This window comes from Microcoleus sp. T3_D1, assembly GCF_036700405.1.
In the GTDB taxonomy this organism is placed as follows: Bacteria; Cyanobacteriota; Cyanobacteriia; order Cyanobacteriales; family Microcoleaceae; genus Microcoleus.
In genome coordinates this window covers 116,120-133,615 of sequence record NZ_JAUBOV010000005.1, presented here as the reverse complement: position 1 = coordinate 133,615, position 17,496 = coordinate 116,120, and the positions used below count along the sequence as shown (strand labels likewise).

Genomic DNA, 17,496 nt, shown 5'->3' with positions numbered 1-17,496 from the left:
GGTAAATGGTAAATGGTAAATGGTAAATGGTAAATGGTAAATGGTAAATGGTAAATGGTAAATGGTAAATGGTAAATGGTAAATTGGAATTGTGTTTGTAGTGGCGACTTTAATCCTCGTAAAACTCGCTCGTACTTGCCTTCCTCACCACCAATCTATAATGCTGATTTTACCGGACACGACCTGATTAACCCGACTGGATATCGACGGAATCGCTCAACTGAGAAATATAAAAATTTGTATTTTTCAAACAATTCAACTTCTGCTTGTGAGGCTTTGCTTCTAGCCCGCCTAAAATATGCAATTTATATGCCGATTAGGTGATGGGTTTGTGTTAATATGCTAAAATATCCAACAATCACGCGGTAATAATTAGGTGGACAAACTTCAGACAGATATAGAGGCAATTTACTCTCAAATTGAGGAATTGCGCCTGGAACGCCAGCAGCTTAGTATTGCCGATGTTGTCCCAGCCGGTGATTCGCCCCAAGCGATCGCCGATGCTTATCGTCGTCACGCGAGGGAAACAGCACAAGTGTCGGCAGAAGTCAAGGGGATAGATGACGCGATCGCGGCTCTGTCTGCTCAACTGGGTCAGAAACAGCAGCAGTCAGTAAAGTTGCAAAGAATAACTCCGATGGAGGAGCAAGTTGAAGAAGGAAGATTACTAGCTCAGGGACACGCGGAACGGATTAATGAACTGGCGGCCCAACTGGCGGCGGAAGTGAAGGGACTCAAGGCCATCGCCGACCAAATTAGTCCCAGCTACTGGCAGGTTTATTACAAGCCTTTTATTACGGGTTTTAAGAGTATTTCTGTTCCCTACGTGCGATCGGACGGGGATGTTTGGACTATTGTCAATCGAGTAGTTTAGAGAGGCTGCGGGAGCAGAAATAATCAGCGCTCAAGACATTTTTTTTCCTGTCCCTATTCCTCTACCTCAACCTCGCAGCAATTGCTTAATAGTGCCGACCAATTCTTGAGGGTGAAATGGCTTGGCGATGTAAGCGTCGGCTCCTTGTTTCATTCCCCAATAGCGATCGAACTCTTCGCTTTTGCTCGAACACATTACCACCGGCAAATTTTGGGTTTTAGGGTCGCTTTTGAGCCGACGACAGACTTCGTAGCCGTTCATCCGGGGCATCACGATATCCAGAACGACTAAATCTGGGCGGTTAGCCTTGATTTGCTCTAGAGCTTCTACGCCATCACTCGCTACCGTGACGTTGAGTCCTCTACCTTTGAGCAAGTCGGCGATCATCTCCCGCAGAGTGACGCTATCATCAACAACCATAACTGTACTCATAGAATAATCCCTACCAAGTTTCTGGGTTGAAACGTTCACATTAACGTTTACACTAACGTTCACCTTCAAAGGTGTCTTTTCCTGATTGAGATTGCGCTCTGCTAAATGTAGTTTACCCACTTTTGCTGATTTCTCAATCATTTTCTGAGTAATTTAGGCAAAATTTAAAGTTCCGCGCAATCTCGGTTGACACAGGAGGCTATGTCCGTTAGTCTATCATTTTCTTTCTCAAATGGTACTATTATCAAAAAATCAGGGTATAGCTTGGTTATGCGTTTCCGGTTGAGGACGGCGGCCCTCGGCTGCCTGCATCAACGGGAGCATCTCAATGAAAGCAGCCCTCCGCTAGAAATTGGAGTTTTGAGGCAGAAGGCAGGAGGCAGAAGGCAGGAGGAAAGAGGAAGAAGGAAAGAGGAAGAAGGAAAGAGGAAGAAGGAAAGAGGAAGAAGGAAGGAGCTAGAAGGAAGGAGCTAGAAGGAAGGAGCTAGAAGAAGTTTTTTTACAAATATGAGATGCTCCCTGCATCAACATTTGTCTAATTAGGATTTTTCGTACCTAAAGCCGATAGTTTTTGGTCGTAGAGCTTGTCTAAAACGACCGGGCGCTGGCGGTAGCTGTGACCGGTGTTTTTGCAGCCGTTAGCAACGATTCCCAAGACGGAAGATCCAGAAATTTTTAATTCTTCTAAAACTTTGCTAACTTGCGATCGGTCTGTTTGCCCAATTTGGACGACCATAATCGTAGCGTCTGTGCGAGCTGCGATCAAGTGGGTGTCTGCCAAGCCTGCTACTGGCGGGCTGTCATAAATTACTAAGTCAAAAAATGCTTGAAATTGCTCCATTAGATACTGCATTTTTTTGGAAGAAAGAAGCTTGATCGGATCGGGGGGAATTTGGCCTGCGGTGAGTACGAACAAATTTTCTTGGTTCGGGGCTCGTTGAATCGCGTCGTTGAGGCTGAGATCCGTGGAGATGGCATCGCCCAGGCCACGCACGTTTGGGAGTCCTAACTTAGCGTGCAGTTGCGGGCAGCGCAAATCTGCATCTACTAACAATACTCGCTGTCCGACTGCTGCTGCTGTGGCTGCTAGGTGCAAAGCTACTGTAGATTTGCCGTCTCCGGCTAAGGCTGAGCCGACTAAGAGCGATCGAATTGCCGTGCCTTCACTCAGCAAGTGAATGTTCGTGTATAGCGATCGAAATGCTTCTAAAAATTGATAGTCCAAGTCGCTCAAAATACTTGGGCCCCTGCTCATCGAACCAGTATGTCTAGCTTCGGCTGGTTCGACTACTTCCACTTTCGAGTTCGATCGAGCCGATGTTAGTTTCCTCGGTCTAGCTGGCGGTCGGCGCTTGACTTTCTTGGTAAACGGAATCACCCCGAGTATTGGCAATCTTGTGGCCATTCTGAGTGATTCTGGAGTGTGGAACACAGTATTTAGTACCTCTACGAGCAAGCCGACTGCTATGCCAAGCAGACTGCTTAAAATTACTGCCAGCGCTAACTGTTTTCTGGTTTGTTTGACGGTAGCTGTTATAGGGTTGCCGAATTTGTCTAGCGGAATTTGCGGAGGATTTATCAGCACCCAGGGTATTTGCTCCTGAGCCGCATCAATCCGCAAGGCTTCTCGTTTTGCCAAGAAGTCCGACAAACTCTTAGTAACTACTTGCAGTTCCCGCTGTAAATTGTCGTATTGTCGGGTTGTAACTGAAAAGTTTCTAATTTTTTGGTTGAGAGCATTTTGCAAAGCGGTCATTTCGCGATCGCGCGCTTCAATTTCTTTGATTTGGGTCTCTAAATTTCCCATCACCACTTCTTTTGCTTGTTTAGTGGCGGTTAAAATCAGTTCTTCCCGACTTTTTCGCAGCGCTAAAATTGGCAAACTGTCTTCTCTGTACTGAGCTGATTTTAATGACAATTCCGAGTCTATTCTCTGAATTTGACCTAAGAGTCCGCCGTAAGCTTGTCCTTGGGTCATCAGCAGCCCCTGCGGATTATTTTCGTTGAGTAGTTTTTCATAGCTTTGGTAGAGGTTTCGCATCCCTTTTAGCTGAACTCTAATTTCTACTTGCTTGCCCCGAATGCTTTGAACTTGTTCAGACAGAGATCTTCCCTCTAGCTGGGGTTCAAACAAGTTGCTCTGCTGCCGCAGTCTTTGGACTTGCAATTGCAAAACTTCCACTCTTTCTCGGAGCTTGGGCATCTCCGCATCTATAAATTTAATACCTTGATTAATGCCCGTCAGCCGTTGCTGCAAGCTGTAGTCTAGATAAGCTTTTGAAATTTTATCCAATACGGTGTAAATTTTTTTTCGGTTTGAATCTTTGTAACGAACTTGTAAAATTTTTGTGCCTTGCTGTTTGCCATCTTTCGTGTAGCTGATGCGGTCGATCGACATTTTTGAGCTCAGTTCGCTATAGTTCATTTGGGGATACCAAGCCCGCAATTCCTCAATCACTGGCTGCATCAATTTGGGGCTACGCAAAATCCTAATTTGGGTTTCGTAGTCTAGTAGGCTAATTCCTTCTATATTAATTCTTGCTAAGTCGGCAGCTTGGGTGTTGTTTAATTGTTTGGATTGCAAACCTTCAGCCGTGGCTGGTTCTACCAACAAGGAAAAGGAGCCTTCATACTCGATCGTAATCTGTTTAGACGTGAGGACGATCGCTGTTCCTGCCAGGGCGCTCAAAGCAATTGTGGCTGCTGCCATGACGAGGAAGCGACGGCGCACGACGCCTAACAGCCAGGACAAGTCTAGCTTTTCTTCTTCTCTCTCCTCTACGAAGTGATCTCTGTAGTTGTGAGCAGATAACTCCGGCCGTTTGCCATTTGATTTGGGTGTGAAGGGTTGGTAATCTTGTCTGCTATCCATATTCAGCCTGGGTATTTTTAAGGTTGATATTTTTGAGGTTGATATTTTTGAAGCGGCCAGGTCGCGGCTGGGTAATCTTATTGTTTAGTTTATTCTAGCCTTTGCCAGGAATTATCCACCTCACCCGCCACCTTCTTACCTGAATAAAAATCGGAGAACGTTTATAAAATTTAACACTCCGGTAGCTGGCCCGACAGGTCCGATTACAGCGTTCATGCGATCGACAAAATCGACGAGACCCCTGCGAGATACGATAATCATGTCGTTGTTGCGAAGTTGAGGATTGGTTTCTTCGTTAATTCCTTGAGTTAAATTGACTTCGATCGTCCGTTTAGTAGCTGTACCGTCGTTATTGAGGCGGACTAGCTCAACTTTATCCCTTCTAGCTCTGGTATTCTCGTAGCCAAAAAATCCTCTGGAAACTAAAGCTTGATTCAGTGTGGCATTAGCTGGGAGCCTCAAGGGATCGAGGGATGTTCTGAGTTCTCCTACTACAAAAACGTTAATGCCAGTGGGAGCAAAGTTAGTGCTCGCGAGTACGCCAGCTTCAGCAGGGTTGACGATCGTAGCTTTGGGCACGACGATCGTGTCTCCCTCTTGGAGGATGGTATCTTGGGCGCCGTCGCCGGATTCTAGAAACTGCCACAGGTTGACTGGGATAATTTGTTCGCCTCTTCTGGTGACGCGCCGCACTTGGATTTGCCGGATGTCGGCATCCGAGGTGATGCCGCCAGCTAGCTGAATGGCCCGGATGACGGTGGGGAAACCTTCGCGGCTGAGGTCGTTTGTGGTGTTACCGCCGATCACGACGTAAGCCCCAGGGCGGGTGACTTGGCCAACGATTGAGATCGATCGAGGTTTTTCTGGGGGTGGTGAAAAGTTGGCTGTCGCAAATTGACGAGCTTCTGCTTGGTTGAAGTTGGCGACTGTGGGAATCACGATTGTGTCTCTGTCTTGCAAAATGATGTCTTGAGAGATGTCTCCTTCTTGCAAGAATTTCCACAGGTTGACGTTGAGCACTTGATCGGGGCCGTCTCGTTGGGGACGGCGGACGCGGATGTTGCGGATGTCGGCGACACCCGTGACGCCTTCTGCGAGTCTGATCGCTTGGGTGACGGTGGGGTACTGCACGCTGGGCGCGTCCCCCGGGCCTGGAGTCAGGGAGAGGATGAAGTTTCCGGGCCTGGTGACTTCTCCGATGACGCCGACGTTGAGGGGGCGGGCGGCGACGAGGCTGACTGTGACTATCGGGTCTTTGAGGACGCGGCGGTAGGCGTTGCGGATGATGTTGGTGGCTTCTACTAAGGTGCGGCCGCGGACGGAGACCAAGCCGATCAGGGGCAGGTTGACTGAACCGTCGGAAAGAACTTCGTAGCCGCGGCTGAGTTCGGGTACTTCGAGTATTTCTACTTGGATGCGATCGCCGCCGCCGAGTTTATAGCTTTCCGGCGATCTCGTAACGGGCGCAACGGTCTGGGCTTGCTCTGCGCCTAGCGGGATGGGAAGTTGTGCCGGGGTGCTTCTGGCGTCAGCGATGACAGTGGAAGCAAACAAGACAACACCCACAACCGACCGGGCTATCTGTCTTGGAAAATGGGTGTTAACCATACACCACCTAATTTTATTGACTATGATTTATATAAGTGTAGCCTTTTTAGTGCTCGGCAAAAAGCTCATTATTTTAAGCGATCGCCGAAAAAAGGATGCTGTATTTTTGCTTTCTCCCTAATTTCTGTCTTAGCGTGGTTGCGGGTTGACTGCTATATTTTATATCTATATAATTTGAGCTTGTTTGTGGTAAAGGAAAGCAATTATGACTCAACCAGTGTCTAAAGCGGCTATGCTGAAAGAGCTAATTTTAGGTAATTCTTTATTTATATGGATGCTAATGGCTATAATCGCCATCGCGACTTTGCTATTATTTCAATTTTCTAGTAACAAAAAAATGGCTTTGGCTTTAGAAAAAACTTTTGCTTATTTTTATATTTTCATCTCTCCCTCTCTCACACAACCTCCTTTTAATTACTTGCATCTTACTAATTTGCAAGATACATCTGGCAGTATTTTAAGTATGCTACCTTATTTTTTTTACCCGTGGATAGTATTAATTTTATTTTCTAGGATTAAAGCTTTTGGTAGCAAGTTTATAGATTTTTTGGCCAAAGTATTGATCGTGAATCCTTTCTTTTTACTTTACATATTACTGCCATCACTGTCTACATTATGGTCTCTAGTTCCTGACGTAACGCTAAGAGCAGGCCTAGCTTTTTCAGCATTTACTGCTTTCGGATTTTACTTGGCCGCGCAATATAAATGGCATGATCTATCTCGTTTTTGGCGGTGGGGATACACGGCACTGGGTTTGGCAAGTTTTATAATGAAACCACCGGGAGCAGGCGACTTTGTAGGCCTAACGCAAGCTAAAAATTCTCTCGGTGGAATCCTAGCTTTATGTACGGCATTTTGGTATTTGCATTATTTTCAAGGAGCTAAAACTCAGAAAGAACGCTGGATTTCTTTGGGAATGATGTTCTTTTCTTTTTACCTGGTGAGAGCTAATAAGTCGGGAGCGGCTCTAGTGATTACTATCATATTAATAATTGCAGTGTCATCACTAAACTTTCTAAAAAAATTAACTTTTCAGTGGGCATTTACTGCGATTATATGTTTCCTGGTGGCCAGCATAATTATGACGGTTTTCGTAGTAGATAACCTAGAGGAGATTATTGTAGGTGGGTTAGGCAAGGACTTGACTCTAACTGGGCGGACAGAATTCTGGCCGCAGTTAATAGCTGCGGCCAATCAGCGCCCCTGGTTTGGCTACGGATACGAGGGATTTTTTCAACAAGATAAGTTAGGCCCCGCTACTCCTGCTTATTTTATTTATACTACTAATGGATTTCAACCGAAAAATCCTCACAATGGCGCGCTCGGAATATTGTTAGCCTTCGGTTGGCCGGGATTAATCTTAATGATGACTTCCTTGCTGCTCAATTTAGCTTACGCAGTTCGGTATTTGAGTCGTAGCAAGCTGGAAGACGCGGGAATCCCTATTTGTTTTCTGGTGTCTATTATTATGAGCAACATCACAGAAACTCAGATCCTGGGAATCGGAAATGCTTGGCTGAGTTATGTAATGTTGACAGTTAGACTTGCCATAGACAATACTAGGAACAATTCCAACAGTAGCAGCAGCAACCCTCAAAGGCCTTCTGTAGCTCGCACTCTCGACTGAAGTAAAGTTCTTTGGGCGGATCGAAGATGTGCCAAGCTGTGCGATAATATCATCTGACGAGTCTGATTTTGCTCGATAGCCAAGCGTTCCACAACCGCCTTTATATTTTCTAAACACTGAAAATCGGCCTTGCTGGATTGAGGTATGATAGAGAGCGATCCAGAGTAACAAAAAACATCAACCGAGAATTAAAATCAATGGAATGTCCTGAATGTAAGCTGAAGGGGTGACATGAAAGCTAAGACGTAGACCTAAAGGGGTGATAACCCGCCCAAAACCCTGACGACTGGGCAAAGATTCAGCCGAGTTATGGTAAAAAAAGATAGGCAGCAAAATGGTTACACACTTGCCTATCCCAAAAATAAATGTTACCCACATTTTACCTTGCCTCACTTGCAAAAACAACTGACGCACTTGCAAAATCGGGATGCTCCCCATTTAGACCTTGTAAATCTTCATGTAAATGGTAAGCAGCCCTCGCCGCTCCACCACTAATATCCGATGTATTAATCACTAATACTTTCATAATTAATTAAGCATCTAAATAGGTTATTGGGTGACAGTGAAATCCTTGCAGTGTAAGCGTCCTCGCTTGCTAAAATATACAGTTTAAATGCGTAACAGGTTAGCTAATAATTATTGACCGTCGCTAAAAATTGCTTTTTCCACTCATTAATGGCTGTTAAAGGGATTTTTACTAAAGTTTCTTCTTTAGCATTAATCCAATTAGCCACACTGTTTAAATCATCTCTTTGTACGACTGGCAAATTAGTATCTTTGGAAATTTCTGTAGCGCGATTATCAACTGACAGAATTAAAGTTCTCCTTTTATATTGTAAAGCCCTAATCCCAGCGTGTAATCGTGTCCCTACATAATCAACCGGATACTGAGACAAAGCCATATCTAAAGCTGATAAGCTAGGATTAAGATAAATTGCTCCCTCGCCACATATATCTTTCATGTGCTGATAATCTTTGGGCTGTTGCGTCCAGTAATAAATTAACTTATATTCCTGTTTCAGTAATTCCACTAACTGCTTATCTAAACTAGGATTTTGATTATACTCAGTAAAAGTAACTAATACTGACTCTGCTTTACCTTGAGGAATTTGGACACAATGTTCCTCTGTTAATTTCCACATAGTAGGACAAGCAGTATTAATTACATTATTAATCCCGATCGATTTTAGCTGTTTTTCTGTGTAACTGTCTCTGACTGAGTGCAGATATTTTTTACTTAATAGCCGTTCATACAAAAATTTAGTATATAAATTAGGCTGATTTTGGTATTGCCACCATCCCACACCCATTAGCGTAATATCTGTAATAAATAGAGAGTCCATTAAACTGACCTTCCATTGATTATATGAGTTCATGTTAGAGGACAATAAATTAGTCCCACCGACAAAAATTAAACTGCTTTTACTCATCAAGCGGTAAGAATCGCTCGATATGACATCATGGGTAGGAAAATTAATAAATAGTCGATCGGGAAACATCTCATATAAAATGCTATTCACTGCATCCATAATGATCTGGTCTCCTAAATTAGAGCTACAGATTGAGGTATCCAAGACTGAGATAGTTTTCATAGCCTATTTTTCATTAAGTTGAGTAAGTTGACAGGGACATTTCGTATCATTTCATTGGGATTGGCAAAAATCATTTTAACCAGAGTTTATCGGGAATTTTTTTTAAGTGTTTGATCACCTTATTAATCAAACTTTCATGGCTGATAAATAATTTTTCAAACATTAATCGATCGTACTCTCGATCCACCATCAGATTATCATTGATTTCAAGAGGAAATCTTAAATCTAATTGTTTCATTTCTGCTATTTCCTTATTGACAGTTCCAGTATGAGTAGCCGCTAACCCAAAACCTAAATTAGCCACCAAATTGACACAAGGCACGATCGACAAGCCCCCTTCAGCCAAGCGAGCAAAACTCCATTGAAAATCCCACGTATCTACCTTACCCTGAAAAGTATTTTCCAAATCCCGCGCTCTAATTTTATACTGAGCCTCATCAGCCAGTATAGCTTTAATTTTTGCTTTCACGTCAGGATTGATCCAAGCCTGCATATTAATATCATAAAATTGCCAGGCCCTCTGCCAAGAAGCCCAGCCCCAAATACCTCCATAATAAGAAAAATGATAATTTTGCCGATCGGATTTCCATTCCTCCAAATAATTAGTCCCACTAATCATCATTACCCTAGGTTCATGTCTATATAAATCCAGCATTTCTTCACAAAATTGAAAAAAAGATGGATTTGGCAAGCAATCATCTTCGACAATAATTGCTTCTTCTACTGTATTAAATACCCAATCTAACCCACTAGCTACCCTGTGCTTACAGCCCATATTAGCCTCAGCATAATTTTTATAAACTTGACAATCCCAGTCCACTTTTTCAATTATGGCCCTTACCTCAGCACATTTTTCAGCTTCCTCTGGCTTGTCAAAGCGTGGTCCATCAACCACGAGTAGAAGTTTAGGCGGTTTAACTTCCCGAATCGCTGCAAATACCCTCTCTGTTGTATGAGGGCGATTAAATCCAAAAAAAGCCACAGGTGTTTTCATATATTAAACTCCAACTTATCATCCTTTTTGCTTTCGCTACGTCTAGACTGCTTGCTCAACATTTACCAAGTTTGGCTCTGAGTAGTTCAGTTCTGCCTTTTAATCCTGCTTTAGCATAGTGGATCATACCCAGTAAACTAGGGATTATGCTTTCACCTTTGCATTTGTAGGGATAGGAGTTGGGTTAAACCACACCTACCAATCTCCTCAGTTGTTCTAGCAAATGAGCTAAACTAACCTAAATGAGTAATAATACTCGTTTAGGTTAAACGAATCGTATGGTATTTGAAATTTTAGAATACATAGTGGGAAAAGTTGTAGCTAGGGTGATTGGTGTAAATGCTGCATAAGTGCTAGTCTTATGATAGACTATAAAGCATTACTACTCTAGCTAGATTGCAAAAAGTTCAAAAAGTGTATTTTTATTTGGTAATAATTTAAGATTGCCGATGTTAGACAAGTTGGCTGGTATAGGTCAAAAGCTTGGTCCGGGTCTGCGCCAGGTACTAAGCAACATAGCTTGGCTGTTCACTGACCAAATATTGCAGATGGGTCTAGGTCTGTTTGTAGGCCTTTGGGTGGCTCGCTATCTTGGTCCGACACAATTTGGATTGCTCAACTACGCGATCGCCTTTGTGTCGCTGTTTAGTTCGGTGGCAACGATGGGGTTGGGTACTCTGGTAGTGAGGAATATCGCTCGCGACCCAGAATGCAAAAATGAGACCCTGGGAACTGCCTTCGGAATGCAATTTACTGGTGGCTGCATCACTTTGTTGTTAACTGTCACGGTGATTGGGCTACTCAAGCCCAACGACACTCTGACTCGGTGGCTGGTAGGTATCATCGCTGCGGGAACTATCTTTAATGCTTTTGAAGCAATCAATTTTTGGTTTCAGTCCCAAATCCAGTCAAAATATACAGTGTTGGCTAAAAATTCGGTATGTTTTTTAGTTGCTGCTGTCAGGATTGGGTTAGTAACAATTAAAGCCCCCCTGCTTGCCTTCGCCTGGGTTCGATTGACAGAGGTGGCATTGGTAGGAATAGCTTATATATATTTTTATAAGCTTACGGGGAATAAAATTAAGGAGTGGCATTTTAGTTGGGAACGGTGTAAGGAACTGCTATCGGAGAGTTGGCCGATAATTTTGTCGGGATTTGCAGTTTATGTGTACTCAAAAACCGATCAGATAATGCTCGGTGCGATGAATAAAAATGCCGAACTGGGCTATTATGCTGCCGCTGTTAAAATTTCGGAAATCTGCGATTTCTTGCCGATGATCGTATCCAGCTCTATTTTTCCCAAATTAGCAAATTTGAGAAAGACAAATTATGAAGAATATCTAAATAAATTTCAAATTTACTCGGATATTATGATATTTTTATGGTTGGGAGTTGCCATACCGATATCATTACTTTCTCCCTGGATAGTGCATCTACTTTACGGTGAAAAATATGCACAGTCAGCAGCGGTGCTTGGAATCTATGTTTGGGCCCAATTTGGCAGTAACTTTGGAGTAGCACGGAGCACATATCTGAACATAGAAGGTCAGTTGCGCTACGGTCTTTACTTGACTGTAGTCGGATCTATTTTAAATGTAGGGTTGAACTTTTTGCTGATTCCTAAGTATGGAGCTTTTGGAGCAACGGCGGCTACTCTGATAACTTATTTTTACGTGATTATATTAGTCAATTTCTTGATTAAGGAATTGCGGCCTTTTGGCAATTTCATCGGGCGCTCCCTTAACTTATACAAGGCAGCTTGTAGAATCAGAGGATTAGTAAAGTGATTCAAATTAAACCGAAAATCGAACAGCGATCGAATTGCCCCTATTGCGACACGGAACTCAAGGCAAAAAAAATTTTGTGGCAAGGGATACATATTGTTTTGGACTGTAAGTGCGCGGAATGTGGTAGCGAAATAATCGACGAGTTGAGAGTAGGTCATGGAGTCAGAAACTCTGTCCAAGTTGATACAAACAAAGGTGAAGTTTTTGCCAAAGTTGCTAACACAAAAGAATGGCTAGGCAAACCATTACTCAATTCACTCCAAAATCCTCAACCAGAAAAACTTGAGATTGTAAAAGAGATTTTTAAACCCTGCAAGCGGGTAATTATCTTAAACTGTATCGATCATCTTTATGGTCATTCCCTGCTGAAGTTGCTAAATGCACAAAGGCACTTAGAATGCAACTCTGACTGCGGGTTAGTGGTGATAGTTCCTAAGTTTCTAAGGTGGATGGTCCCCGATGAAGTTGCAGAAGTCTGGACAGTACCTATTTCTTTAAAAAATGGTCAAACTTACTATCCCAGCTTCGCCGAGTTTGTGGAGGAAGAAACTAAACGCTTTGATGAAATTTATGTCAGCGAAGCCCATTCTCATCCTAGCCAGTTTGACATCACGCGGTTTACTAGAGTTCCCAAACACAAATTTGATGAACCAGAAACAAAAATTACTTTTATTTGGCGGGAAGATCGTTTATTAGTTAACAGTGGGCTGTTCCGAGTTCTGAAAAAGCTAAATCAACGAGAAAGGGCATTGCCCTTGCAAAATTTAAAAATTCAGCAGTTATTTCATAAAATCCGGTTGCAAGTACCAGAAGCAAAATTTGCAGTAGCTGGTTTGGGGACAAAAACTAAGTTTCCAGAATGGATAGAAGATTACAGAGTAGATAGTTTTAATGAAGAAATAGAAAAGGAAATATGCCGTGTTTATTCACAAAGCCGCTTAGTAATTGGTCTTCACGGCTCTAATATGTTGTTACCTTCGGCTCATGCTGGTATGACAATTGATTTGATAGATGAGCGTTGGGGGAACTTTGCCCAAGATATTTTATACCAAGAAAGCGACCCTAGAATGGCTAGTTTTCGCTATAGATTTTTGCCCTATCAGACTAGCAATGATACACTGGCATACATAGCGGCTGTAATGCTTCAGAAGTGGTTTAATTTTAAATCCGAGATGACTGCTGATATTGTTAATTCAGATGTTGAAGACTACTATAAAAATTAGAGTCGCAGAAATGTTCAATTACCAAATCCAAACACCCGTCGCTTTTATCATTTTCAAACGCCCAGATACAACGGCTAGAGTATTTGAGGCAATTCGTCAGGCCAAACCTCCCAAATTGCTAGTAATTGCTGACGGGCCACGTCCAGATAGGCCTGGAGAAGATCGAGAATGTGCTGCCGCTAGAGCTATTATTGACCAAGTAGATTGGGACTGCGAAGTTTTGAAGAATTACGCAGACGTAAATCTCGGTTGTCGCCTGCGGGTTTCTAGTGGTATGAATTGGGTGTTTGATAAAGTTGAAGAGGCAATTATTCTTGAGGATGACTGTCTCCCTCATCCTACTTTTTTCCGCTTCGCTGAAGAATTGCTGGATCGTTACCGAGACGATCGGCGGATGCTGTCAATTTCTGGTCAAAATGTTCAATTGGGGCGGAAAAGAACTGATTATAGTTACTACTTTTCTGTCTACAATCACTGCTGGAGTTGGGCGAGTTGGAGGCGAGCTTGGCAGCACTATGATTTAGATATGAACCTGTGGCCAGAAATTCGCGATGGTAATTTTTTGATGGATGTACTGGGAGACTCCCATACTGCAAAAGTTTGGACAAATACTTTTCAGCGTTGTTATGAAAAAAAATTACAGAGTTGGGCTTTTCAGTGGACATTTGCTAGTTTTATTCAAAATGGTATGAATATTCTTGCCAATGTCAATTTAGCTTCTAATATCGGACATGGTGTAGGGGGAACTAATACGGAGGATGTCAACAGTCCTTATAGTAATATGCCTGTAGAAGCTATAACATTTCCGATGAAACACCCAGCCTTTGCCATTCGGGATGTGCAAGCAGATAATTTTACTGAAAACACTTTATATGATTACGAGCCACCATTGCTAAGGAAGGTGCAAAAAAAAGTTAATAAACTTTTGAAAAACTCAGGCAAAGTCAGCTAGAAATTTAGAGGAGAGGCAGGGGAAATGAAGGTTGTACTTATCAATAGTTCTGATAGTGAAGGGGGGGCTGCCCGCGCCGCTTATCGACTGCACCAAGGTTTCCAGGGGATTGGTGTGTCTTCGCAAATGCTGGTAAAAAATAAGAGTAGTGGCGATCGCACTGTAATTTCGTCACAGAATAGTATTGCGAATAAGTTGGACAAGATTATTTCAACTTTATCTAATGCACCATTGCGGCTCTACCCTAAGAGAAACCCCGTTATATTTTCTACAGAACTGCTGCCAGATGCTCTATCGAATCGACTGGATAAACTCGCTCCTGATATTATTAATTTACACTGGGTTTGTGGGGGGTATTTACAAGTAGAAACTATTCCCAATTTTAAGCAGCCCTTAGTTTGGACGCTGCATGATATGTGGCCTTTTACAGGCGGCTGTCACTATAGTGAAGATTGCAATCGCTACGCTCAATCTTGTGGTAGTTGTCCGCAACTTCACAGTAATAAAGATTCGGATCTGTCGCGGTGGGTGTGGCAGCGGAAAGCTAAAGCTTGGGCTCAGCTTAACCTAACTTTGGTTAGCCCTAGTGTTTGGTTAGCGAAATGCGCTCATTCTAGTTCTTTATTCAAAGATTTTCGAGTGGAAATAATTCCTAATGGCATCAATACTCAAAAGTACAAACCCATAAATCGTCACTGGGCGCGAGAAATCCTGAATTTACCTCAAGATAAACAAATTGTACTCTTTGGAGGTGCAGGTGGAACGGGCGATCGCTGGAAAGGATTTAACTTGCTCGTACCCGCTTTACAAAGCCTCAGTAAATCAGGCTGGAAAGATCGGATAGAGTTGCTGGTTTTTGGATCTTCTCAACCGGAAAATCCCATTGAACTTGGTTTTAAAACTCACTATTTGGGGAAACTCGCAGATGATATTTCCCTAGCAACGGTTTATGCAGCCGCCGATATTTTTGTCGCCCCTTCCGTGATAGATAACTTGCCAAATACAGTCATGGAAGCCCATGCTTGCGGCATCCCCAGTGTCGCATTTAATATTGGGGGACTGCCCGATCTGATCGAACACTGCTCCAATGGCTATTTAGCTAAACCTTATGAAACAGAAGACTTAGCGCGAGGAATTGCTTGGGTTTTAGAAGATCCCAATCGGCACCAAAAACTTTGTATTCGCGCCCGCCAGAAAGTGGAACAAGAATTTACTTTAGACATACAAGCAAATCGCTATTTGTCTGTTTTTAACGATCTTGTGCCCAATCCAAAGTAAAAATCTGATTTTACGTAGTAAATTTTACCGGGCTATCGCTATAACCCGCACAATTGGGAACAATGAACCGTACTAAAATCGCCGCCCTTTTAACTTGCTTCAACCGCAAACAGAAAACATTAGCTTGCTTAGAGGCTCTTTTTAAGCAGGCACTTCCAGGCGAGGTTGATATTTTAGCCTATCTAGTCGATGATGCCAGTACCGATGGCACCAGTGATGCAGTTCGTCAAATCTATCCTCAAGTCAATATTTTTTCCGGCGATGGGAACTTATTTTGGAACGGGGGAATGCGTGGGGCTTTCAGCGAAGCAATGAAAGATGATCCCGACTACTACCTATGGTTAAATGATGACACTCTTATTTATCCCGAAACAGTAAGTGTATTGCTAGAAACCACTCAAAAATTATCAGAAAAAGGAGAAGCTAAAGCGATCGTTGGCGGTTCTACCTGCGACCCCGAAACGGGTCAAACAACATACGGCGGTCTTGTGCGAAATAACCCTTTGCACCCCTTCCGATATGGTATCCTAGAACCAACAAAAGAGCCTCAGATGTGCGATACTATTCACGGCAACTGCGTATTAATTCCCCGCAGTGTTGTGCAAATGGTCGGCAACCTCGATCCGGCTTTTGTCCATTATATTGGCGATTGGGATTATGGTTTACGAGCCAGACAGAAAGGATGTACAGTTTGGATTGCTCCTGGCTATTTAGGCAGTTGTTCTCTCAACCCCCAGGTGACTAAAACGGCTGCTGAGAATTTAAGTGAAGGATTGGATAAAATGAGCCAACCGAAAGGTTTATCCTTCAAAGATACTACCCTGCAACCGGCTCAAGAGTGGAAAGTATTTACTCAGCGGCATGGTGGCTGGTTGTGGCCAATTTATTGGCTGCTACCTTATCGCAGATTAGTTTGGCTTTCAGTGTTGAGTAAACTGGGATTGACTAAAAACAAAACTCAAGGTGAATAGGATGGTTGATAGAAATGAACTCCGCATTGCTTGGCTTGTCCCGGAAGTGGGACTGGGAGCCTACTGGCAGCCGGTTTTGAGAGAATTTACGAAGGTTTTTAAGAATACTGTATTTTATACTGGTGGGGTTTGGCCGGGATTCGATCCAAAAATGCCGGGTTCGTCGGTAATTCAGTTAGTAGGAAAGACCAGTTTTGTGGAGACGACAAAGATAGATACAGGCTACGATCGCGGCTTTATCGTAGTATCACCTAGTATTATCGGCTATCTGCTCGAATTTCGTCCTCAAGTCGTATTTCCCCAAGCTTTCTCTTTGTGGACTGTGATTGTAGCGCTTTTAAAACCGCTGATGCGGTGGAAAATTGCGATTATTTATGATGGTAGTTCCCCCAATACAGATTTTCGAGATTCCAGTTTTCGGACATTTGTTCGCCGGATACTTGTGCGGTTTGCTGATGCTTTTGTTTCTAATAGTAATGCGGGTAAGCAATATCTGATAGAAGTGCTTAATGTACCGGAGTATAAAATTTTTACCCGAACCTATCTGGTGCCAGATGCAGGAGCTTTAATGAAACGGCTGGAGGGCACTGAGTCGCCGAATTTGGAGTTGAAACGCCCAATGTTTCTGTATGTGGGGCGGATCACATCAAGAAAGGGAATTAAGACGCTTTTAGAAGCTTGCGCTATTCTTAAAAGTCAAGGTTATGTTGATTATTCGCTGTTGATTGTTGGCAAGGGAGATCAGCGGGAAGAACTGGAAAATTTTATTAAAGAGCGCAATTTTGAAGATCAGGTAACTTGGGCCGGATGGGTGGAATATGGAAGTTTGGGTTCTTACTTTCAGCAAGCTGATGTTTTTGTATTTCCTACTTTTGAAGATGTCTGGGGAATGGTGGTACCGGAGGCGATGGTTTTTGCCAAACCTATAGTATGCTCAAATGGTGCGGCTGCTTGTGAGTTGATTGCTGAAGGGGAAAATGGTTATATTTTCGATCCTCACGATCCCTCATGTTTAGCTGAAGCGATGCGGCGCTTTCTGGACAATCCAGATTTGATTAAGTCAATGGGAGAGCGCTCACGCGAACTAATTGCTCAAAAAACTCCCGAAACAGCCGCCCAAGCTTATGTCGAAGTAACATCCTTTTTAACGGTTAGTGGTTAGTGGTTAAGCTGTTGTGGATAGTAGCTAAAAATATCGTTTTTAAGTAAAAAAATAACTACTAACAACAAATTAACTGCTTACGACTAATTACTAACAACGAACCACTAACCACTACCAATTGCCG

At 43.1% G+C, this 17,496-nt stretch carries 14 protein-coding genes; 9 read left to right on the top strand and 5 right to left on the bottom strand.

The window, feature by feature from the left end:
* Positions 1-376: 376 nt before the first annotated feature.
* Complete coding sequence (locus QT992_RS04575; protein WP_333317166.1) at positions 377-874, top strand: hypothetical protein; 498 nt, start codon at positions 377-379, stop codon at positions 872-874.
* Between the two features lie 66 nt (positions 875-940).
* On the opposite strand, the gene QT992_RS04570 is transcribed toward QT992_RS04575, so the two are convergent.
* Positions 941-1,306, bottom strand: a complete 366-nt coding sequence (locus QT992_RS04570; protein WP_039886668.1) for a response regulator transcription factor — start codon at positions 1,304-1,306, stop codon at positions 941-943.
* A gap of 264 nt (positions 1,307-1,570) precedes the next feature.
* Here QT992_RS04570 and QT992_RS04565 point away from each other — a divergent pair, with 264 nt between their 5' ends.
* Positions 1,571-1,780, top strand: coding sequence for a hypothetical protein (locus QT992_RS04565; RefSeq protein WP_333337344.1), 210 nt, complete (start codon positions 1,571-1,573; stop codon positions 1,778-1,780).
* Positions 1,781-1,841: 61 nt separating this feature from the next.
* Here QT992_RS04565 and QT992_RS04560 read toward each other — a convergent pair whose 3' ends face one another.
* The gene (locus QT992_RS04560) at positions 1,842-4,178 is read right to left on the bottom strand and encodes a polysaccharide biosynthesis tyrosine autokinase (protein WP_333337342.1); all 2,337 of its coding nucleotides are present in this window, start codon (positions 4,176-4,178) and stop codon (positions 1,842-1,844) included.
* A gap of 135 nt (positions 4,179-4,313) precedes the next feature.
* The gene (locus QT992_RS04555) at positions 4,314-5,732 is read right to left on the bottom strand and encodes a polysaccharide biosynthesis/export family protein (RefSeq protein ID WP_333317172.1); all 1,419 of its coding nucleotides are present in this window, start codon (positions 5,730-5,732) and stop codon (positions 4,314-4,316) included.
* 259 nt (positions 5,733-5,991) lie between these two features.
* Between QT992_RS04555 and QT992_RS04550 the strand changes: the two genes are divergently transcribed.
* Positions 5,992-7,413, top strand: coding sequence for an O-antigen ligase family protein (locus QT992_RS04550; protein ID WP_333376620.1), 1,422 nt, complete (start codon positions 5,992-5,994; stop codon positions 7,411-7,413).
* A 629-nt stretch (positions 7,414-8,042) separates the two neighbouring features.
* Here the strand turns inward: QT992_RS04550 and QT992_RS04545 are convergent.
* Together QT992_RS04545 and QT992_RS04540 are read right to left on the bottom strand one after the other, a co-directional pair.
* Complete coding sequence (locus QT992_RS04545; RefSeq protein WP_333317173.1) at positions 8,043-9,005, bottom strand: polysaccharide pyruvyl transferase family protein; 963 nt, start codon at positions 9,003-9,005, stop codon at positions 8,043-8,045.
* A 70-nt stretch (positions 9,006-9,075) separates the two neighbouring features.
* The gene (locus tag QT992_RS04540; RefSeq protein ID WP_333317174.1) at positions 9,076-9,999 is read right to left on the bottom strand and encodes a glycosyltransferase family 2 protein; all 924 of its coding nucleotides are present in this window, start codon (positions 9,997-9,999) and stop codon (positions 9,076-9,078) included.
* 449 nt (positions 10,000-10,448) lie between these two features.
* On the opposite strand from QT992_RS04540, the gene QT992_RS04535 reads away from it, so the two are divergent.
* The 6 genes from QT992_RS04535 to QT992_RS04510 all read left to right on the top strand — a co-directional run bounded on the left by QT992_RS04535 (position 10,449) and on the right by QT992_RS04510 (position 17,372).
* Entirely contained in the window at positions 10,449-11,786 is a 1,338-nt protein-coding gene (locus tag QT992_RS04535) for a flippase (RefSeq protein WP_333317177.1), read from the top strand.
* The gene (locus QT992_RS04530; RefSeq protein ID WP_333317179.1) at positions 11,783-13,009 is read left to right on the top strand and encodes a hypothetical protein; all 1,227 of its coding nucleotides are present in this window, start codon (positions 11,783-11,785) and stop codon (positions 13,007-13,009) included. The genes QT992_RS04535 and QT992_RS04530 overlap by 4 nt, the downstream gene beginning before the upstream one ends.
* Before the next feature lie 10 nt (positions 13,010-13,019).
* Positions 13,020-13,961: a glycosyltransferase family 2 protein gene (locus QT992_RS04525; protein ID WP_333317181.1), complete on the top strand. Its 942-nt coding sequence runs from the start codon at positions 13,020-13,022 to the stop codon at positions 13,959-13,961.
* A 24-nt stretch (positions 13,962-13,985) separates the two neighbouring features.
* Entirely contained in the window at positions 13,986-15,239 is a 1,254-nt protein-coding gene (locus QT992_RS04520; RefSeq protein ID WP_333317183.1) for a glycosyltransferase family 4 protein, read from the top strand.
* A 62-nt stretch (positions 15,240-15,301) separates the two neighbouring features.
* Positions 15,302-16,210 (top strand): glycosyltransferase family 2 protein, encoded by a 909-nt coding sequence (locus tag QT992_RS04515; protein WP_333317185.1) that lies wholly within the window; start codon positions 15,302-15,304, stop codon positions 16,208-16,210.
* Between the two features lies 1 nt (position 16,211).
* The gene (locus tag QT992_RS04510) at positions 16,212-17,372 is read left to right on the top strand and encodes a glycosyltransferase family 4 protein (protein WP_333376617.1); all 1,161 of its coding nucleotides are present in this window, start codon (positions 16,212-16,214) and stop codon (positions 17,370-17,372) included.
* The last annotated feature ends 124 nt before the right edge of the window (positions 17,373-17,496 follow it).